This window comes from Streptomyces sp. NPDC021080 (genome assembly GCF_044333225.1).
In the GTDB taxonomy this organism is placed as follows: domain Bacteria; phylum Actinomycetota; class Actinomycetes; order Streptomycetales; family Streptomycetaceae; genus Streptomyces.
Window position 1 is genome coordinate 57,558 of sequence record NZ_JBIRQM010000015.1, and the last position, 18,982, is coordinate 76,539.

Here is an 18,982-nt window from a genome sequence, read left to right on the forward strand (position 1 = left end):
CCGCGCGACCGGTGGCGGGCGTGGCGGCGCAACGACGTGGGACGACGGGGTGAATCGAGGTGAATCGAGGTGAATCGAGGTGAACACGGTTCGAAACCCCGGTCCCCGGTGTCCCGGAAGCCGTGAACTGACCCTTACTTGACCGGGACATGGGCTTCTCCTGGTTCCGGAGGGGGCAGCCGGGCGACCACGCTCTACGCGTGTAGTTCCGCACGGCCCGCACGGCACGTCCCCCGCCACCCCAGTCCCAGGAGTCCGTATGCCCGTCAATCCCCTGAACCGCCGGGAGTTCGTGAAGAAGTCGGCCGTCACCGGCGCGGCCGTGGCCGTCGGCGGCACCGCCCTGGCGGGCCCCGCGCAGGCGGCGGACCGCAAGCCGCCGAAGCCGCCGCGCACCTGGTCGTTCTCGATCCTGGGCACCACCGACCTGCACAGCCACGTCTTCGACTGGGACTACTACACGGACGCGGCGTACAAGGACAGCAAGGGCAACTCGGTCGGTGTCGCGCGCGTGGCGACCCTCGTCAAGCAGCAGCGCGCCGCCAAGGGCGAGGACCGGGTCCTGCTCGTCGACGCCGGCGACATCATCCAGGGCACCTCGCTGGCGTACTACTACGCACGGGTCGACCCCATCGTCGGCGCCGACGGCAAGCGGGGCCCCGTGCACCCCATGGCCATCGCGATGAACGCCATGCGCTACGACGCCGCCGCGCTCGGCAACCACGAGTTCAACTACGGCATCGAGACGCTGCGCAGGTTCGAGCGGCAGTGTCACTTCCCGCTGCTCGGCGCCAACGCGCTGGACGCGAAGACCCTGCGCCCGGCCTTCAAGCCGTACACCGTGAAGCGCATCCGGGTCCCCGGCGCCCCGGACATCAAGGTCGGCATCCTCGGTCTGACCAACCCCGGGATCGCCCTGTGGGACAAGGACAACGTCGCCGGGAAGATGGCGTTCACCGGGCTCGTCGAGCAGGCGAAGAAGTACGTGCCGCGGATGCGCGCGCTCGGCTGCGACGTCGTGTTCCTCACCGACCACTCCGGCCTGGACGGCAGTTCGTCGTACGGCAGTGAACTCCCCTATGTGGAGAACGCCTCCAACCTCGTCGCCCAGCAGGTCCCCGGCATCGACGCGATCCTCGTGGGCCACACCCACACCGAGGTCTCGTCCTACACGGTCACCAACACCGAGACGGGCAAGGACGTCGTCCTGTCCGAGCCGTACTGCTACGGCATGCGGCTGACCGTCTTCGACTTCGAGCTCGAGCTCGTCCGCGGCCAGTGGAAGGTGACGAGCACCAAGGCGCAGACGCTCAACACCAACGCCGTCGAGGAGGACGCCGAGATCACCCGGCTGGTCAAGGCGGACCACGACCTGGTGGTGAAGTACGTCAACACGCCCGTCGGCACGTGCACCGCCGACCTCTCGGCGGCGGAGGCGTGCTGGAAGGACGTCCCCGTCATGGACTTCATCCACCAGGTCCAGATGACGGCCGTCGCCGCCGGTCTGTCGACGGCCGACGCGGCCCTGCCGCTCATCTCCGTCGCCGCGCCCTTCAGCCGCACCGCCGACATCCCCCAGGGCGACGTCACGATCCGCGACGTGGCCGGGCTCTACATCTACGACAACACCCTGTACGGCAAGAAGCTGACGGGCGCCCAGCTCAAGGACTACCTGGAGTACGCGGCGAAGTACTACCACCAGGTCCCCTCCGGCACGGCGGTGGACACCGCCACCCTCACCAACGCCAACAGCTTCTGGGACTACATGTACGACACGGCGGCGGGCGTCTCGTACGACATCGACATCGCGCAGCCGGAGGGGTCGCGGATCAAGAACCTCTCCTACGACGGCACCCCGGTCGCCGACGGCCAGGTCTTCGTCGTCGCCGTCAACAACTACCGGGCCAACGGCGGCAGCGGCTACCCGCACATCGCGGCCGCCGACATCGCGTACAGCTCCACCAACGAGATCCGCCAGCTGATGATCGACTACGTGACGGCCAAGGGCACCCTGAACCCCGCGGACTTCGCGGCCGCCAACTGGAGGCTGACCCAGGACGGCACGCCCGTCTTCTGAGCCGTTCCCGTGCCGCCGTCCCCGCGCCGCCTCCCCGCGCCGCCGGGTCCGGCGCCCCTGCCCGCTCCAGGCGCTGGAGTGGGCAGGGGGACGGCGGGAGGAATAGCCTGGAAGGGCACTTTTTGGGGGCCTGTGGGTGCGTCGAGCGGCGGAGAAGGGGGGCGCGATGCGCGTGATGCTCAAGGCGACCATGGACACGGACAAGGCCAACGAACTCATCCGCAGCGGAGAGCTACCCAAGATGATGCAGGAGACGATGGACCGGCTGAAGCCGGAAGCGGCCTACTTCACGGCCCACGAGGGCAGCCGCACCTGCTACATGGTCTTCGACATGCAGGACAGCAGCCAGATGCCGGCGATCGCCGAGCCGTTCTTCACGAGTCTCGGTGCCCGGCTGGAATTCACCCCCGTCATGAACGCGGAAGACCTCCATAAGGGCCTGTCGCAACTCGGCTGACGGCCGGGCGGGGTACGGTGCGGGGCCGCACGGCCGGGCCCCGCACCGGGAGACGTCCGGATCAGCTGAAGACGATCATGGAGCCCTGGGCGAGACTCCGGGTCGCCGCCGCGTGCAGGCCCAGCCAGACGTGCCGCTCGCGGGCGAAGGGGCTGGAGTCGTAGGGGGCCGGAGCGGCGGGCTCCTCCAGCTCCGTCGGAGCGCTCGGGGGCTGCGGCGGCGCCGGGGGATTGGCCGGGTCGATACCGATCGAGGGGGCCACGAACTCGAGTTCGCGCAGGAGGGCCTGGGACGAGCCCAGCGGCCCGCCGCCCGCGAGGAGTTCGTCGTTGGCCAGCGGATGCGGGAACTCCACCGGGAGGTAGGCGCCCGCGTGGTCGTAGTGCCAGACCAGATGGGACTGCTGGGCGTTCGTCTCGAACATCTCCAGCAACTGCTCGTAGTCACCGCCGAGTTCGTCGACCGGCGCCACCGCGAGCCCGCACATCTGGAGCAGGTAGGCGCGGCGCAGGAAATGCAGCGCCTCGTAGTCGAAACCGGCGACCGGGGCCACGTCACCCGACAGGCCGGGCATGTACGCGTACACCGGCACCGGCGGGAGTCCGGCCTCGGCGAGCGCCTTGTCGTAGAGCGCGAGTTCCTCGGCGAAGGGGTTGTCGGGGGTGTGGCACAGCACGTCGACGAGCGGGACCAACCACAGGTCACAGGCCAACAGACGGCTCCTCTTGCTCCTTGGGGTGCAGGGTGGTCAGGGCAGCGTAATGCGCGTGGCGGTCCTGTGAAGAGGCCGGTACGCAAGTAGGCCCGCGGGTGGCCGGGGTTGTCCGTCCCGGGGCCGCGCCCCCATCCCCCGATCGCCCGGAGGGAGCGTCCTCAAACACGGGACGGGGGCGGTCCGGGCCCGGGCCCGCGTCCCCGGGGGTGTGTCCGGGCCTGCGGGGCCCGCGTCTCAGGGGGCGTCGAGGCGCTCGATGAGGGTGAGCGCGTGCTCGTTGTACGCCGTCACGATCGCCCGCGCCCCGTCGGCGTCGCGGCGCGCGAGGGCGTCCACCAGCTGGGTGTGGCCGGACCACAGATGGCCCCTGAGATCGGAGACGTGGCGCAGGTGCTGGACCGTGCAGACCCATGACTGGACCCGCATCCGGTGCAGGAAGTCGGCGAGGTAGGTGTTGCCGAAGAGGTTGCTCAGCTCACGCCAGTAGCGCAGGTCGTAGCCAATGAGGATGTTCAGGTCGCCGGCGGTGGCCGCGCGCTGGGCCTCCTCGCCGCGGCGCCGCACGGCCGCGAGGGCGGCGAGCGCGCCGGGGTCGTCGGCCTGCGGCATGCCGGTGGCCACGAGGTGCTGGAACATGCCCTCCGTGATCAGGCTGCGCGCCTCGATCATGCCGCGGTAGTCGGCATTGGAGTACTCGTGGACACGGAAGCCGCGGTGCTGGTCGGCGTCCAACAGCCCCTGGGCCGACAGATCGACCAGGGCCTCGCGGACCGGGGTGGCGGAGACGCCGTACTGCTCGGCGATCTCCTTCACCGTGAACTCCTGGCCCGGCCGGAGGCGACCCCCGAGCACCTCGTCACGGAGCGCGTCCGCGATCTGCTGCCGCAGGGTGCTGCGTGTTACGGCGCCGCTGCCGCCGGTCCCGGCCATGGTGGTGATCTCACTCCCCGTCGCGTGGGTGGGTGCGCGTATCTACTCGCGTATCTCTTGGAGCAGGCCACCATACGCCGTGGGGGCCGGCCGGCCGATGCCCCGGCACCCCCGAAAGGGCGCGGGCGTACGGCGCGGCCGGCCCCCACGAGGGCGCGAACCCCTACGGCCTCACACCGTGTGCTCGTCCGCCACCGACAGTGCCTCGTCCAGGGCCGCCAGCCCCTCCTTGGCCTCGGCCTCGGTGATGTTGCATGGCGGGACGACGTGGGTGCGGTTCATGTTGATGAAGGGCCACAGACCGCGGGCCTTGGCCGCGGCACCGAACGCGGCCATCGGCGCGTTCGCCTCGCCCGCGGCGTTGTACGGGACCAGCGGCTCCCGGGTCTCCCGGTTCTTCACCAGCTCCAGCGCCCAGAAGACGCCCGTGCCGCGCACCTCGCCGACACTCGGGTGCCGCTCGGCCAGCTCGCGCAGCCCCGGTCCGAGGACGGTCTCGCCGATGGCAGCGGCCTGGCCGACGATCCCCTCCTCCTCCATGACGTTGATCGTCGCGACGGCGGCGGCGCAGGCCAGCGGGTGCCCGGAGTAGGTGAGCCCGCCCGGGTAGGGCCGCCGGGCGAACGTCTCGGCGACGGCCCCGGAGATCGCCACGCCGCCCAGCGGCACGTAGCCGGAGTTCACGCCCTTGGCGAAGGTCATCAGGTCCGGCGTCACCTCGTAGTGGTCGGCGGCGAACCACTTGCCGGTGCGGCCGAACCCGGCCATGACCTCGTCCAGGACGAAGACGATCCCGTACCGGTCGCAGATCTCCCGCACCCCGGCGAGGTAGCCGGGCGGCGGCGTCATGATGCCCGCGGTGCCCGGGATCGTCTCCAGGATCACGGCGGCTATGGTGCCGGGACCCTCGAAGGCGATCGTGTCCTCCAGGTGCTGGAGCGCGCGCTCGCACTCCTGCCGCTCGCTGTCGGAGTGGAAGGGGCTGCGGTACAGGAACGGCGCCCAGAAGTGGACGACACCGGCCGCGCCGATGTCGTTCGGCCAGCGCCGCGGGTCACCGGTGAGGTTGATCGCCGTGGACGTGGCCCCGTGGTACGAGCGGTAGGCGGAGAGCACCTTCGGGCGGCCGGTGTGCAGCCGGGCCATCCGCGTGGCGTTCTCGACGGCCTCCGCGCCGCCGTTGGTGAAGAAGATCTTGTCCAGGTCGCCCGGGGTCCGTTCGGCGATCAGCCGGGCCGCCTCCGAGCGCGCCTCGACGGCGAAGGCGGGCGCGAACGTGGACAGGGTCGCGGCCTGTTCCTGGATCGCGGCGACGACCTTCGGGTGCTGGTAGCCGATGTTGGTGAAGACGAGCCCACTGGTGAAGTCCAGATACCGCTTGCCTTCGTAGTCCCAGAAGTACGACCCCTCCGCGCCGGCGACGGCGAGCGGGTCGATGAGCTCCTGCGCGGACCAGGAGTGGAACACGTGCGCGCGGTCCGCGGCCTTCACGGCGGCGCCGGCCTGGGGGTTGGGCTGAGGGGTCATGCGGCGAAGCGTAGGTGTCCACGGACCGGGCGCGGTATCGGCGTCCTGTCTGCGGTCGGGGGCTTTCCGCGACAGACTGTCGGGCTTGGCCGGGCGTGCGCCGGACCGCCGCGCGCCCCGCCGCACGCCGGTCCGCGTGTCGGGCATCCGCCCGATGGGGCCCGGCGGGGGACGTCACGGACGCGGGCGGGACCCGTTACCAAAACGGCACCAGCCATGACGGAACCGTAGACACCGCCCCGCCCGTTGCCCCGCAGAGCGCACTATCCTCGGTCTGTTGCACACATATGGGGGAGGGTGGGCACTGCCATGGAGAAACTGGGGGCGGGGGATCCGCAGCAGATCGGCGCGTACCGGCTGCTGGCGAGACTCGGCGCCGGAGGAATGGGCCACGTCTATCTCGCGCGGTCCGACCGGGGACGTACCGTCGCCGTCAAACTCGTCCGGCCGGAACTCGCCGAGCAGGAGGAGTTCCGGGCCCGCTTCCGCCAGGAGGTGCAGGCGGCCCGCCGGGTCGGCGGGCTGTGGACCGCACCCGTCCTGGACGCGGACACCGATGCCCCGATCCCGTGGGTGGCCACCGGCTATGTCGCCGGTCCCTCGCTCCAGGCCGTCGTCGGGCGCGACCACGGCGCCCTGCCCGAGCGTTCCGTGCGCATCCTCGCCGCGGGCCTCGCGCACGCGCTCCAGGACATCCACGCGGCGGGCCTCATCCACCGCGACCTCAAGCCCTCGAACGTCCTCGTCACCATCGACGGCCCGCGCGTCATCGACTTCGGCATCGCCCGCGCCCTGGAGACGGTGACCGACGGCGGCCTGACCCACACCGGGGCGCTCGTCGGCTCGCCCGGGTTCATGGCCCCCGAGCAGGTGCGCGGCGACCGCGTCACGCCCGCGTGCGACATCTTCTGCCTCGGCTCGGTCCTGTCGTACGCGGCCACCGGGGCCCTTCCGTTCGGCGCGGCCAACAGCGGTGTGCACGCCATGATGTTCCGCATCGCGCAGGAGGACCCCGACCTGACAGGGGTGCCCGAGGGACTCGCCGATCTGGTGCGGGACTGTCTGCGCAAGGATCCCGGGGCCCGGCCGGGCCTGGAGGAGATCCTGGAGCGCACGGGCGCGGAGGACACCGTCGCGGAGGGACGCACCCTCGACCCCTGGCTGCCCAGCTCGCTGGTCGCCCAGCTCGGGCGTCACGCCGTGAAGCTGCTCGACACGGAGAACCCCGACGAGGGACCGGCACAGCTCCCGCCCGGTGCCCAGGGACCGGCGCAGCTCCCGCCCGGTGCTCCGGCGCCCGGTGCCGTCCCCGCCCTGCCGCCGGGACCCGCGGCGCCGGTGGCCACCCCGGACTTCTCCAAGCCGCCGTCCGGCTCGCCCGCTTCCTCGTCCTCCGCCGCCTCCTCGACGCCCTCCGCCTCCTCCTCCGCGCCGGCCGCGTCCGCCGAGGCTTCCCCGGAGCACGCGCCCGCGCCCGCCGAGGGGGCCGCGGTCCCGCCCGCCCCGGGACAGCCCGGCCCGGTGAACCACCTGCCGACCGTGGTCGCGGGTCCGGGCCAGACGCCTCCCCCGGGGGCGCCGGCCGGCCCGCACCCGGCCTACGGCTATCCGCAGCAGCACCCGGGCTCCGGCCAGGTCCCGGCCCACCCCGCCTACGGCTATCCGCAGGCCGGCTGGGGGGCCCAGCCGCCGTACGGCTCGACGCCTCCCTACGGGCCGGGTGCCGTCGCGGGTCCGTACGGTCCCGGCGGCCCGACCCCGCCCTACGGCGCGACTCCCCCGTACGGTCCCGGTGTGGTCCCGCTCGGCCCGGAGCCCTCGCGCAGGAGCGGCCGGTCCACCGCCCTTCTCGTCGTCGTGGCCCTGGTCGTCGCGCTCGGCGCGGGCGGCGGCGTGTTCGCGCTGCTGAACGGCGGAGGGGGCGGGGGCGGCCAGGACGACCCCAAGGCGTCCACCACGGCCTCCGGCGCGACGACACCGGGACAGACCACGTCACAGCCGCCGACCAGCGCCTCCCCGCAGACGTCCAGCGCCCCGGCGACACCGGGCGGCACGATCCCGGAGGCGTTCCTCGGTACCTGGGACGCGGTCATCGACAACGACACCGGTCACCACACGCGCCGGATGACGATCCAGCAGGGCGGTGTCGGCGACACGGTGCTGACGATCGTCGCGGACGGCTCGGCCGGTTACCACTGTGTCTTCCAGGCCGCCCTCTCCGCGGCTCCCGGGCCCGGTGGGCCGCTGGAGATCGGCCCCTCCGCGGTCACCGTCGGCGGACCGCCGTCCTGCAATCCGGGTGCGGCCTCCGAGGTCACCCTCCTGCCGGACGGGCGGCTGCGGCGGGCGAAGACCGGCTCGGCGGCCGAGGCCGAGCTGACCTACACGAAGAGCGGCTGAGCCCCCGGGCCGCCCCACGGGCACCGGCTCGTGGGGCGGCCCGGGCACCCTCGGCGGGGCGCCGGCGGCCGTGGACGGCACGGCCGCCGAAGTTCACCTCCCGTATGTGGGCTGTTTCCGGCCGGAGCCGTACGGTGACCGCACCGCAGGGCAGTGCTCGGGGGAGTGGCTCACGTGGAGTGGCTGAGCGCAGAGAACGTCGTGGCCGTCGGGACCGCCGTCATCGGTGTCGTCTCCTCCGCCGTGATGGTCTGGTACGAGCGAAGGGTGCCGCGCCGCAAGACCGTCGGCTATCGCGTCCAGATGGACAGTCCCATCGGCGACGACGTCCGCTCGGGGCGCGCGAACGTACGGCTCGGGTTGTTCGACGAGACGCCCGGCATGTCCGACGCCACCCTCGTCCTGCTGCGGATCGAGAACGACGGCTCGCAGAGCATCGCCGGGGACGACTACACGAGCCATGAACGGCACGGCCTGACCGCGGTGTTCACCGACCGCACCATCCGCGGTGTGTCGGTGACCCAGCCGCCCGGCACCGACCATCTGATGGACCACTTCACCGCCGCCGCCGGGCTCAGCTACGAGAACGGCACCCTGCGCATCCCGCGGGTCCCGCTCAACCGGGGTGAGCACTTCAAGCTGCTCGTCCTGCTGTCGGGCGGGGACGTGGGGCGTCCGGTCCGGATCGTCGGCGGCATCCGGGACGGCGAGGTGCGGCCCAACCGCAGTACGACACCGGACGACCAGCCGCCGCTGTTCAGCCGGGCCGCGCGGCTGTTCACCGTGCTGCTGACGGTGTGCGTCGTCACGCTCGCCCTGATCGTGGTCCTGCGCGACGGCACACCGCCCCCGATCGGCTGCGAGCGGGGCACGCTGGCCATCACCGGCTCGACCGCCTTCGAGCCGGTGGCGCGCGAACTGGCCGAGAAGTACGAGCACGACTGCCAGGGGTCCACGATCACGGTGGACGCCCACGGCAGCACGGCCGGCGTGCGCGAACTCGACGCGGCGGGGCGGGCGTCGAAGAAGGGGTCCCCGGCGCTCGTCGCGCTCTCCGACGGCCCCAGGCCGGGCGACTTCCCGCGGCTGCGGGAGAACCGGATCGCGGTGTCGGTCTTCACACTGGTCGTCAACGACGCCGTCCCGGTGAGGAACCTGTCGCTGACCGACGTACGGCGGCTGTACCGCGGCGAGATCAGGAACTGGAAGCAGCTCGGCGGGCCCGACAGGCCCGTCCTCCTGGTCAGCCGGGACGCCGACTCCGGCACCCGGCAGGTGTTCCAGCGCCGGGTCCTCGGGCGCGGCGAGATCGCCAACTCCTCGCTGGACTGCGTCCACAAGGACGACGCGACGGCACCGGTCGTGCGGTGCGAGCTCGACTCCACCGAGCAGGTGCTGGCCACGGTCGCCAGGCTGCCCGGCGCGATCGGCTACAGCGAGCTCAACGACGCCACCGGCCGGAAGGGCCTGCACCGGATCGGCCTCGACTCCCACGCCGCCTCCGTCGAGGACCTGGAGCACGGCACCTCGGACTACCCGTACCGCGAGATCGAGTACGCCTACACCTACGGGCAGCCGCCCGCCGACTCCCTCGCCTCCAGCTTCCTCTCCTACATCAGCCGGGGCAGCGGCCAGGACGTCATCCGCACCCACGGTCATCTCCCCTGTGGGACACCGGTCGGGCTGAGGATCTGCGGGTCCGGCTGACGCGGTGGCGCCCCGGCGACCGGGCGCCGACGCCGTGCCGACCCGGCTACCGGGGCTCGGGCGGGCGCTGGCGGGGCATGTTCGGACGGGTTCCCGGCGGCAGCGGGGGGCGCCCGTTCAGCGGCGGCCCGTCGGGCCGGGGCGCTCCCGCCGACGACTGGATCCCCAACGGCGCCGGTCCGGTGCGGAACTCCACCATCCAGTCCGCCGTCTCGGTGCGCACCAGCTCCGTGACGTCCTCGGAGAATTTCCGCAGCACTCCGATGCAGCGGTCGGCCGCCTCGCTGGCCGTTCCGTCGGCGGGTCCGAGGACCTCCCGGACGCTCTCGGACGCCCAGTCGAACTGAAGTGCCTGAAGCCGTCGCTGCACGGCCTGCGCGGTGGCCACGTCCCTTATCCATCCGGAGGTCACTCCGAAGAACCGGTCGACGGCGACGCAGGAGACCGCGAGCAGCAGCGCCAGATATCCCCAGGGAGCCGCCCCCCGCGCCGATCCGGTGAGGTCGAGCAGCGGCAGCGCCGCCCCGGCGATCGCCCCGAGCGAGGCACCGCAGCGCAGTACACGCGCCGCCCACCGCTTCCACACCCGATCGGAGAGATACCAGGCGGCCGTGTCGAGGGCTCCCTGCTCCACCCAGCGGTAGAGCTCGTGGAGCCGCTCGGCGGGCTCCCCCCAGTCGCCGAGCGGGAACGGCCGGCCGGTCAGGTCGCCGGGCCGCAGTCCCGCCGCGCCCTCGCTCCGCCCGTCCTGGAGCGGCCCCTCCGGCTGCATCTCCGGCTGACTCACCCGGCACTCCCTAGTTGACGACAGACGGCGGACGATGGTGACGACGGACGGCGGTGGCGACGGTGACAGCACTGACAGCGCGTGATGTCCTGTGACGCGTGGTGCGAATGCGCCGGACCCTTCCTACCGCCCAATGGGTGGCGACGGACCGGGTTTACCGGCTTTTCCGCCCGGAAGTGGGCCTTGATCAGGTATAGGCGCCGCTGAGATATCACTCGAAAGAGTGCTTGGGCGACGGGCCCGTCGACCACGTAGGCTCGTGCTGGACAGGAAAAAGCGCTCGGACAGCCGTACTCGAAACCAGGAGCTGATCGTGATTCCCGGTGGTGGCCAGCCCAACATGCAGCAGTTGCTGCAGCAGGCCCAGAAGATGCAGCAGGACCTGGCGAACGCACAGGAGGAGCTGGCACGGACGGAGGTCGGGGGCCAGTCGGGCGGCGGCCTGGTGAAGGCGACCGTGACGGGCTCCGGAGAGCTCCGCGCCCTGGTGATCGACCCGAAGGCGGTCGACCCCGAGGACACCGAGACGCTCGCCGACCTGATCGTCGCGGCCGTCCACGCGGCGAACGAGAACGCGCAGGCGCTCCAGCAGCGGACCCTCGGCCCGCTCACCCAGGGGCTGGGCGGCGGCAGCGGTATCCCCGGTCTGCCTTTCTAAGACCGGCGGCATCCAACTACCGTACGCACCAGGAAGAAACAGCAGGACGGGACCAGGCGGTACCGAAGCACTCGGAAAGGCAGTCCGTTGTACGAAGGCGTTGTTCAGGACCTCATCGACGAACTGGGGCGGCTCCCCGGCGTCGGTCCCAAGAGCGCGCAGCGGATCGCCTTCCACATCCTCCAGGCGGAGCCGACGGACGTCCGCCGGCTCGCCCAGGCGCTCATGGAGGTCAAGGCGAAGGTCCGCTTCTGCGCGACCTGCGGCAACGTGGCGCAGGAGGAGCTGTGCAACATCTGCCGCGACCCGCGCCGGGACCTCACGGTGATCTGTGTGGTGGAGGAGCCGAAGGACGTCGTCGCGGTCGAGCGGACACGCGAGTTCCGGGGCAAGTACCACGTGCTCGGCGGCGCGATCAGCCCGATCGAGGGCGTCGGCCCGGACGATCTGCGGATAAGGGAACTCCTGGCCCGCCTGGCCGACGGCGCGGTCACCGAGCTCATCCTGGCCACGGACCCGAACCTGGAGGGCGAGGCCACGGCCACGTATCTCGCCCGCATGATCAAGCCCATGGGCCTCAAGGTCACCCGCCTGGCCAGCGGCCTCCCGGTGGGTGGCGACCTGGAATACGCGGACGAGGTCACGCTCGGCCGCGCCTTCGAGGGGAGACGACTTCTAGATGTCTGACGCCACGCTGCACGCGACGAGCCAGGACCCCGACGACTTCGTGGTCCAGATCGCGGACCAGGTAGAGAGCTTCCTGGTCGCCGTCACCGAGATCGCCAAGGGCGACGAGCCGGACTCGGCCGTGCCCTTCCTCCTCCTGGAGGTCTCCCAGCTCCTCCTGGCCGGGGGCCGGCTCGGCGCGCACGAGGACATCGTTCCCGACGAGCGCTACGAGCCGGACCCCGGCCCGGAGGCGGACGTTGACGAACTCCGCGAGCGCCTCGCCGTGATGCTGGAGCCGGTCGACGTCTACTCCGAGGTCTTCGACCCGTACGAGCCCCGCAAGGCCCCGGTCCCGGCCCGCATCTCCGACGACCTCGCCGACGTCATCACCGACCTGCGCCACGGCATGGCCCACTACCGCGCGGGCCGCACCACCGAGGCCCTGTGGTGGTGGCAGTTCTCCTACTTCTCGAACTGGGGCTCCACCGCCTCCGCGACCCTGCGCGCCCTGCAGTCCATCGTGGCCCACGTGCGGCTGAACCAGCCCCTGGAGGAGCTGGACGGCCTGGACACCGACCAGGACCTCGGCGAGGAAGTGCTCGCGGAGGAGGCCGGCAAGGTGATGGCGGAGGAGATCGCGGGGCCGCTCGGCCTGCGCACGGTCAAGTGAGCGGTCCGCGCTCGGCGGCCGCTTTCCGCCCGTCCGCGGTGTGACCTGGGGCACGTTCGGAGTGGCGGGGCTCCGGCACGGGCAGGTGCGCTCTCGGAGCGGCCGGATCTCCCTTACCGACCTGACAGCCCGGAGTGATCACGTCGTGAGCGGGACATCTCACGATGCGATACCCCGGAAGGGAAATCCGGCCGCTCGTTAGACTGAGCCGACCGCAGTAGTGCGGTGCAGAGACGGACTGAGCGAGGAGCGCACGTGGGCCTTGTCGTGCAGAAGTACGGAGGTTCCTCCGTAGCCGATGCCGAGGGCATCAAGCGCGTCGCCAAGCGGATCGTGGAAGCGAAGAAGAACGGCCACCAGGTGGTCGTGGTCGTTTCCGCGATGGGCGACACGACGGACGAGCTGATCGATCTCGCCGAGCAGGTATCTCCGATGCCCAGCGGACGAGAGTTCGACATGCTGCTGACCGCCGGAGAGCGGATCTCCATGGCCCTGCTGGCGATGGCGATCAAAAACCTGGGCCACAGCGCCCAGAGCTTCACCGGCAGCCAGGCAGGCGTCATCACCGACTCGGTCCACAACAAAGCGCGGATCATCGACGTCACCCCGGGCCGTATCCGTACGGCGCTCGACGAGGGCAACATCGCCATCGTCGCCGGCTTCCAGGGCGTCTCGCAGGACAAGAAGGACATCACCACGCTGGGCCGCGGCGGTTCCGACACCACGGCCGTCGCGCTCGCCGCGGCGCTCGACGCCGAGGTGTGCGAGATCTACACCGACGTCGACGGCGTGTTCACCGCCGACCCGCGCGTGGTGAAGAAGGCGAAGAAGATCGACTGGATCGCCTTCGAGGACATGCTGGAGCTCGCCGCCTCCGGCTCCAAGGTGCTGCTCCACCGCTGTGTGGAATACGCCCGCCGTTACGACATCCCGATCCATGTGCGGTCGTCCTTCAGCGGGCTGCAGGGCACCTGGGTCAGCAGCGCACCACTCGTTCGAAAGACACAGCAGCAAGGGGACCAGAAGGTGGAGCAGGCCATCATTTCCGGTGTCGCTCACGACACCTCCGAGGCCAAGGTCACGGTCGTCGGTGTCCCGGACAAGCCGGGCGAGGCCGCCTCGATCTTCCGCGCCATCGCCGACGCCGAGATCAACATCGACATGATCGTGCAGAACGTGTCGGCGGCCACCACGGGCCTGACGGACATCTCCTTCACCCTCCCGAAGACCGAGGGCCGCAAGGCCATCGACGCCCTGGAGAAGGCGAAGAGCGTCATCGGCTTCGAGTCGCTGCGCTACGACGACCAGATCGGCAAGATCTCGCTCGTCGGCGCCGGCATGAAGACCAACCCGGGTGTCACGGCCGGCTTCTTCGAGGCGCTCACCGACGCCGGGGTCAACATCGAGCTGATCTCGACCTCCGAGATCCGCATCTCCGTCGTGACCCGCGCCGACGACGTCAACGACGCCGTGCGTGCCGTGCACACCGCCTTCGGGCTCGACTCCGACAGCGACGAGGCCGTCGTCTACGGAGGCACCGGGCGATGACCCGACGACCGACGCTCGCGGTCGTGGGAGCGACCGGAGCCGTCGGCACGGTCATGCTCCAGATCCTGTCCCAGCACGCGGACATCTGGGGCGAGATCCGACTGATCGCCTCGCCGCGCTCGGCCGGCCGCAAGCTGGCCGTGCGCGGTGTCGAGGTCGAGGTGACGGCCCTGTCGGAGGACGCCTTCGACGGGGTCGACGTCGCCATGTTCGACGTCCCGGACGACGTGGCCGCCCGGTGGGCGCCGATCGCCGCCGCCAAGGGCGCGGTCGTCGTCGACAACTCCGCCGCCTTCCGGATGGACCCGGAAGTGCCCCTCGTCGTCCCCGAGGTGAACCCGCACGCCGCGCGCGTGCGCCCGCGCGGGATCGTCTCCAACCCGAACTGCACCACCCTGTCCATGATCGTGGCGCTGGGCGCCCTGCACGCCGAGTTCGGGCTGCGCGAACTCGTCGTCTCCTCGTACCAGGCCGTCAGCGGCGCGGGCCGGGCGGGCGTCGACACCCTGCGCCGGCAGACGTCCCTGGTCGCGGGCACGGAGCTGGGGAACAGCCCCGGTGACGTACGCCGGGCCGTGGGCGACGACACGGGCCCGTTCCCGGAGCCGGTCGCCCTGAACGTGGTGCCGTGGGTCGGGTCGCTCGCCGAGGACGGCTGGTCCTCGGAGGAGATGAAGGTGCGCGACGAGACCCGCAAGATCCTCGGGCTGCCCCGGCTGAAGGTCGCGGTGACCTGCGTCCGCGTTCCCGTCGTCACCACGCACTCCCTGACCGTGCACGCCCGCTTCCAGGACGAGGTGACCGTCGACAAGGCGCGGGAGATCCTGGCCACCGCGCCGGGCGTCGTGCTCTTCGACGACCCGGCGGCGGGCGAGTTCCCCACGCCCGCCGACGTGGTGGGCACCGACCCGACCTGGGTGGGCCGGGTCCGCCGGGCACTGGACGACGAGACCGCCCTCGAGCTGTTCGTGTGCGGGGACAACCTGCGCAAGGGCGCGGCCCTGAACACGGCTCAGATCGCGGAGCTGGTGGCGGCGGAGATCATCAGAACGCCGTAGGTCCGGCCGGCCGGCCGATCGTGGGTCCGGCCGCCAGGCCGCCCGGCCGTCCGGCTTTGGGGCGGTCCTCGGCGGTCCTCCGGTCGGCCTTCCAACTACTCTTGTGCCTGGCCTTCTGCCTGGTCAGGGCCCTGCGAGGCCCCGTTCCCGGCACCCTCCGGCGGTAATTCCGGCGCCCCGGGGAGGGTAGGTTTGTAGGATCTTTACCGGTTCAGTGATCAACTTAATGGTCCTGACCACTTGAACGTCCTCGTATCGGTGTTCGAAGATTTCGTTGTCGTCCCGCGCAACCGTGCGGCGGTCCGAGAGCGTCTTCGCCCTCGCCATTCAGGGGCGTCCGGGGGGCGGCAGAGCATTGGGCACAGGAGAAGAGCTGTTACGCATGAGGGCATCTGATGCACTGTCGCGCGCGCGAGAGGGCGTAACGGCGGGGGGTCCGGGAGGTGTTCCGGCGGACGGGACCCCGGCCGGTGTGAAATCCGGCGCGATTGTGATGCCTGTCGCGTACAACCCTCCCGGGGGGACGTGTGTCCAACTGGCGTGGCAGAGGTACTCGAATTCACCGCGGTCCAGACAAGGGGCATGGCCCTGCGTCCACCCCGCCGACCCCGCAGCCCCGGCGCGCCCGGTGGCATGCCGGTGATCGCGCCCATGCCCTCAGCGCGGCCCGCCCGCATCCCGAATCAGCGTGACGGCTCCCAGGACAGCCTGGCGGCGGGCACGACCGTCGACCATCTGACCGAGACCTACCGGGCGCACTACCGCTCGCTCCTCGGTCTCGCGGCGCTCCTGCTCGATGACACGGCCTCCTGCGAGGACGTCGTCCAGGAGGCCTTCATCCGGGTGCACTCGGCGCGCAAACGCGTCCGGGACCCGGAGAAGACGCTGGCCTACCTGCGCCAGACCGTCGTCAACCTGTCGCGTTCGGCCCTGCGCCGGCGCATCCTCGGCCTCAAGCTCCTCTCGAAGCCGATGCCCGACATGGCGAGCGCCGAGGAAGGCGCGTACGACCAGTTGGAGCGCGACGCCCTGATCAAGGCGATGAAGGGACTCCAGCGCCGTCAGCGCGAGGTCCTGGTCCTGCGCTACTTCGCGGACATGACCGAGGCTCAGGTCGCCGAGACGCTCGGTGTCTCGCTGGGCTCGGTGAAGGCGTACGGCTCGCGGGGCATCGCCGCGCTCCGCGTCGCCATGGGGGCCTCGGCATGAGCGAGAACGACGAGCTGCGGCACCCCGAGGACGAGGGGCGCCCGGAACACGAGCACAAGCAATCGCACGCTGGGAACGGAAATGTGAACCACGGCCCCGACGAACAGCCCGGAACACCGGACATGGACGGACTGGGACCCGAAGGGCTCGGCAGCGACGAGCTGGCACTGCGCCGGCTGTTGCACCAGGCCGTTCAGGAGATCGAACCCACCGACGGCACCCTGGACCATCTGCGCCGGGCGGTACCGGCCCGGCGCGCCCGCAAGCGGCAGGCCCTGGTCGGCATGGCGGCGGCGGCGCTCTTCATGGGCACGGCGATCCCGGCGTTCGTGCACGTCTCGAACGCCTCGGGGTCGAACCCCGACCCGTCCATCGCGGCCAACAGCTCACAGGCCCAGGGCGGCGCGGGCCAGGACAAGGGCACGAGCGGCGGCTCCGGCAAGGACACGGGCGGCTCGGCCGGCACGTCCAAGGACGGCGGCTCCGGCGGCAAGACGCCGGCACCGGGCGACAAGGACAAGGGCGGGAACGGCTCCGTCACGGGCGGCGTCGATCCCTCGGCCTCCGCCTCGGCCGCCCCCACCTGCACCGCGGACCAGCTCGGCGGGGCTTCCGGCACGGTGGCCGCACCGGACTCCACCGGCGCGGTCTACGGCTCGTTCACCGTCTCGAACATCTCCACCACCGCCTGCACGGTCACCGGCGCCGGCAAGGTCGACGCGACCGCCCAGGGCGCGGCGGACCCCGCCAAGGTCGGCGTGGCGACGCATGTGGGGGGCGACGCGGCCGCCGGGCTGCCCGACCCCTCCATGGAGGTCACCTCCCTGGTGCTCCAGCCGGGCACCTCGTACGTGGTGAAGTTCGCCTGGGTGCCCTCGTCGACGTGTCCGACCCAGGTGGAGCCCTCACCGGACCCCACCCCGACCCAGGGCACCACCGACTCCGGCGGTACGACCAACGACGCGGCGGTGACGAACCCCGCGCCCCAGCTCCTCGTCGAGGACGGCACGCTGGACGGCAGTGTCGTCGTCTCCAGCACGGCGGCGACGGGTGGCGCGGTGGCATCGGTCACCGTGGCCGACGCCTGCGCGGGCACGGTGTACCACACCGGGATCCTGGGGACGTCCTGACGGAGACCGGGCACGTGTCCTGAGGGGCACCGGCATGGTGTGCGAGGCGGCCGGAGGAGCGATGTTCGGCTCCTCCGGCCGCCTCGTTCCGTCAGGCGGTGGCGGACGGTGCCGCCGACGTGGTGCCGGAGTCCTCGGACTTCTTCTCCGGGGTGTCAGGGGTGCCGGAGGTGCCGGGGGTGTCCGGGAGCAGGCCCAGTTCGGCGTCGCGGAGGAACTCCACCTCGCGGCGCAGCAGGCGGAACCACATGAAGACGACGAAGCCCGCGAAGACGAACCACTCCCCGGTGTAGCCGAGGTTCTGGAACGCCTTGAGGTCCAGGCCCGTGTTGTCCGGCGCCGCCGGAGGCACCGCCTTCATCCCGGCGTCGGCCTTGTCGAGCGTGATCCACGCGTCGTACGGCGTGTACGGCACGAGGTTCACCAGCGAGGCGGCGCTGATCGCGGCCGTCTGCCCGGGAGGAAGTCCTCCGGCCGCGCTGACGCCGTTCGACCCGGGACTCTCGGACGCCTGGAGCGCACCCGTGACGGTGACCTCGCCGGTGGGCGCGGGCGGGGCCTTCGCCGCGTCCGCCGTACCGGGCAGCCAGCCGCGGACGACGGGCAGCGCCTTGCCGCCGTCGACCCGCAGCAGCGTCAGTACGTAGTAACCGCTCCTGCCGTCCAGTTCCCGGCCCGGCACGAGCAGCTGCTTGCCGTAGCGGCCCTTCGCGGTGGTCTGTTTCCCGGACGTCTCCGTGGTCACGGGCAGCATCGCGGCCAGCGGCCGGGCGGGCTCGGTCTCGGCCGTGGAGGCCGCCGCCTGTGCCGTCCGGTGGTCGTGCACCCGGTCCTCGAAGCGCCCCAACTGCCACGACCCCATGAAGATGCAGAAGGGGATGGCCAACAGCACGAAGACGTTGATCCCCCACCAGCGGGGCGTCAGCAGGAACCGGTACACGCCGTCCACGGTACGGGGCGGCCGAGCCGGACTCGGCCGTGGGGCCCGCTCAGTACCGCTCGGCCAGGTGGTCCCGGCCCGCCGGAGGCTCGTACGGCTCGGGCCAGAAGTCCGTCACCGTGGCGATACGGCCCTGGGCGTCCGCCGTGAAGAACGTGATCGCGTGCGTCTCCTCCAGGCCCACCGTGAAGTGGGTCCAGGTGACGGCCTGGCCGGGTTCGGCCATGACGCGTTCGATCCGGACGTGCCAGTCGCCCGGATACTCGCGGTTGAACTCGACGTACTGCTCCCGGCCGCTGATGCGCTCCCGGGTCTGCGGCAGGGTGTAGACGACGTCCTCGGCGAGCAGCTCCGCGAACGCCTCCCAGCCCCGGGCGTCCGCACAGGCCCAGTAACGCTCGACGGCCTTGCGTAGATCGGTCATGCGAAAAAGTCTGCACCTCGCCACTGACAACGGCTCTGACCTGCACACATGCCCCTCGCGGTGGGACTGGTTCCGG

The 18,982-nt window shown here is 71.3% G+C and carries 17 protein-coding genes; 11 read left to right on the top strand and 6 right to left on the bottom strand.

Features of this window, described 5'->3' with window-relative positions:
- Nucleotides 1–259: 259 nt before the first annotated feature.
- Both ACH4S8_RS32255 and ACH4S8_RS32260 read left to right on the top strand, forming a co-directional pair.
- Nucleotides 260–2,077, top strand: coding sequence for a 5'-nucleotidase C-terminal domain-containing protein (locus ACH4S8_RS32255; protein WP_398400370.1), 1,818 nt, complete (start codon nt 260–262; stop codon nt 2,075–2,077).
- A gap of 166 nt (nt 2,078–2,243) precedes the next feature.
- On the top strand, nt 2,244–2,534 hold the full coding sequence (locus tag ACH4S8_RS32260) for a DUF3303 family protein (RefSeq protein WP_398400372.1): 291 nt from the start codon (nt 2,244–2,246) through the stop codon (nt 2,532–2,534).
- Between the two features lie 61 nt (nt 2,535–2,595).
- On the opposite strand, the gene ACH4S8_RS32265 is transcribed toward ACH4S8_RS32260, so the two are convergent.
- From ACH4S8_RS32265 to ACH4S8_RS32275, 3 genes are all read right to left on the bottom strand, one after another.
- On the bottom strand, nt 2,596–3,246 hold the full coding sequence (locus ACH4S8_RS32265; protein WP_398400374.1) for a hypothetical protein: 651 nt from the start codon (nt 3,244–3,246) through the stop codon (nt 2,596–2,598).
- Between the two features lie 237 nt (nt 3,247–3,483).
- Complete coding sequence (locus ACH4S8_RS32270) at nt 3,484–4,179, bottom strand: GntR family transcriptional regulator (RefSeq protein ID WP_398400376.1); 696 nt, start codon at nt 4,177–4,179, stop codon at nt 3,484–3,486.
- A gap of 171 nt (nt 4,180–4,350) precedes the next feature.
- The gene (locus tag ACH4S8_RS32275; RefSeq protein WP_398400378.1) at nt 4,351–5,706 is read right to left on the bottom strand and encodes an aspartate aminotransferase family protein; all 1,356 of its coding nucleotides are present in this window, start codon (nt 5,704–5,706) and stop codon (nt 4,351–4,353) included.
- Nucleotides 5,707–6,015: 309 nt separating this feature from the next.
- Here ACH4S8_RS32275 and ACH4S8_RS32280 point away from each other — a divergent pair, with 309 nt between their 5' ends.
- Together ACH4S8_RS32280 and ACH4S8_RS32285 are read left to right on the top strand one after the other, a co-directional pair.
- The gene (locus tag ACH4S8_RS32280) at nt 6,016–8,106 is read left to right on the top strand and encodes a protein kinase (protein ID WP_398400380.1); all 2,091 of its coding nucleotides are present in this window, start codon (nt 6,016–6,018) and stop codon (nt 8,104–8,106) included.
- Between the two features lie 174 nt (nt 8,107–8,280).
- Nucleotides 8,281–9,813 carry a substrate-binding domain-containing protein gene (locus ACH4S8_RS32285; protein WP_398400382.1) on the top strand — a complete coding sequence of 511 codons (1,533 nt, stop codon included), beginning with the start codon at nt 8,281–8,283 and terminating at the stop codon, nt 9,811–9,813.
- A gap of 46 nt (nt 9,814–9,859) precedes the next feature.
- On the opposite strand, the gene ACH4S8_RS32290 is transcribed toward ACH4S8_RS32285, so the two are convergent.
- The gene (locus ACH4S8_RS32290; protein ID WP_398400384.1) at nt 9,860–10,600 is read right to left on the bottom strand and encodes an SLATT domain-containing protein; all 741 of its coding nucleotides are present in this window, start codon (nt 10,598–10,600) and stop codon (nt 9,860–9,862) included.
- Nucleotides 10,601–10,913: 313 nt separating this feature from the next.
- Between ACH4S8_RS32290 and ACH4S8_RS32295 the strand changes: the two genes are divergently transcribed.
- From ACH4S8_RS32295 to ACH4S8_RS32325, 7 genes are all read left to right on the top strand, one after another.
- A complete protein-coding gene (locus ACH4S8_RS32295; protein WP_385398827.1) occupies nt 10,914–11,258 on the top strand; it encodes a YbaB/EbfC family nucleoid-associated protein in 345 nt (114 codons plus the stop codon).
- Nucleotides 11,259–11,345: 87 nt separating this feature from the next.
- Nucleotides 11,346–11,945: a recombination mediator RecR gene (recR, locus tag ACH4S8_RS32300; RefSeq protein WP_398400386.1), complete on the top strand. Its 600-nt coding sequence runs from the start codon at nt 11,346–11,348 to the stop codon at nt 11,943–11,945.
- Nucleotides 11,938–12,597: a DUF5063 domain-containing protein gene (locus ACH4S8_RS32305; protein WP_398400388.1), complete on the top strand. Its 660-nt coding sequence runs from the start codon at nt 11,938–11,940 to the stop codon at nt 12,595–12,597. Before recR ends, ACH4S8_RS32305 begins: the two co-directional genes overlap by 8 nt.
- A 255-nt stretch (nt 12,598–12,852) precedes the next feature.
- Nucleotides 12,853–14,145 carry an aspartate kinase gene (locus ACH4S8_RS32310; RefSeq protein ID WP_398400390.1) on the top strand — a complete coding sequence of 431 codons (1,293 nt, stop codon included), beginning with the start codon at nt 12,853–12,855 and terminating at the stop codon, nt 14,143–14,145.
- Nucleotides 14,142–15,203, top strand: coding sequence for an aspartate-semialdehyde dehydrogenase (locus tag ACH4S8_RS32315; protein WP_398400393.1), 1,062 nt, complete (start codon nt 14,142–14,144; stop codon nt 15,201–15,203). The genes ACH4S8_RS32310 and ACH4S8_RS32315 overlap by 4 nt, the downstream gene beginning before the upstream one ends.
- A gap of 582 nt (nt 15,204–15,785) precedes the next feature.
- Entirely contained in the window at nt 15,786–16,412 is a 627-nt protein-coding gene (locus ACH4S8_RS32320) for a SigE family RNA polymerase sigma factor (protein ID WP_398400395.1), read from the top strand.
- Nucleotides 16,409–17,542, top strand: a complete 1,134-nt coding sequence (locus ACH4S8_RS32325) for a hypothetical protein (RefSeq protein WP_398400397.1) — start codon at nt 16,409–16,411, stop codon at nt 17,540–17,542. The genes ACH4S8_RS32320 and ACH4S8_RS32325 overlap by 4 nt, the downstream gene beginning before the upstream one ends.
- A 91-nt stretch (nt 17,543–17,633) precedes the next feature.
- On the opposite strand, the gene ACH4S8_RS32330 is transcribed toward ACH4S8_RS32325, so the two are convergent.
- Together ACH4S8_RS32330 and ACH4S8_RS32335 are read right to left on the bottom strand one after the other, a co-directional pair.
- The gene (locus ACH4S8_RS32330) at nt 17,634–18,482 is read right to left on the bottom strand and encodes an SURF1 family protein (RefSeq protein WP_398400399.1); all 849 of its coding nucleotides are present in this window, start codon (nt 18,480–18,482) and stop codon (nt 17,634–17,636) included.
- Between the two features lie 49 nt (nt 18,483–18,531).
- Nucleotides 18,532–18,906, bottom strand: a complete 375-nt coding sequence (locus ACH4S8_RS32335) for a nuclear transport factor 2 family protein (RefSeq protein ID WP_398400401.1) — start codon at nt 18,904–18,906, stop codon at nt 18,532–18,534.
- Between the last annotated feature and the right edge of the window lie 76 nt (nt 18,907–18,982).

Coding starts and splice junctions, on each gene's coding strand:
- ACH4S8_RS32320 (WP_398400395.1), top strand. CDS start 15,786: ATGGCCCTGCGTCCACCCCGCCGACCCCGCAGCCCCGGCGCGCCCGGT.
- ACH4S8_RS32305 (WP_398400388.1), top strand. CDS start 11,938: ATGTCTGACGCCACGCTGCACGCGACGAGCCAGGACCCCGACGACTTC.
- ACH4S8_RS32275 (WP_398400378.1), bottom strand. CDS start 5,706: ATGACCCCTCAGCCCAACCCCCAGGCCGGCGCCGCCGTGAAGGCCGCG.
- ACH4S8_RS32260 (WP_398400372.1), top strand. CDS start 2,244: ATGCGCGTGATGCTCAAGGCGACCATGGACACGGACAAGGCCAACGAA.
- ACH4S8_RS32315 (WP_398400393.1), top strand. CDS start 14,142: ATGACCCGACGACCGACGCTCGCGGTCGTGGGAGCGACCGGAGCCGTC.
- ACH4S8_RS32270 (WP_398400376.1), bottom strand. CDS start 4,179: ATGGCCGGGACCGGCGGCAGCGGCGCCGTAACACGCAGCACCCTGCGG.
- ACH4S8_RS32325 (WP_398400397.1), top strand. CDS start 16,409: ATGAGCGAGAACGACGAGCTGCGGCACCCCGAGGACGAGGGGCGCCCG.
- ACH4S8_RS32255 (WP_398400370.1), top strand. CDS start 260: ATGCCCGTCAATCCCCTGAACCGCCGGGAGTTCGTGAAGAAGTCGGCC.
- ACH4S8_RS32335 (WP_398400401.1), bottom strand. CDS start 18,906: ATGACCGATCTACGCAAGGCCGTCGAGCGTTACTGGGCCTGTGCGGAC.
- ACH4S8_RS32280 (WP_398400380.1), top strand. CDS start 6,016: ATGGAGAAACTGGGGGCGGGGGATCCGCAGCAGATCGGCGCGTACCGG.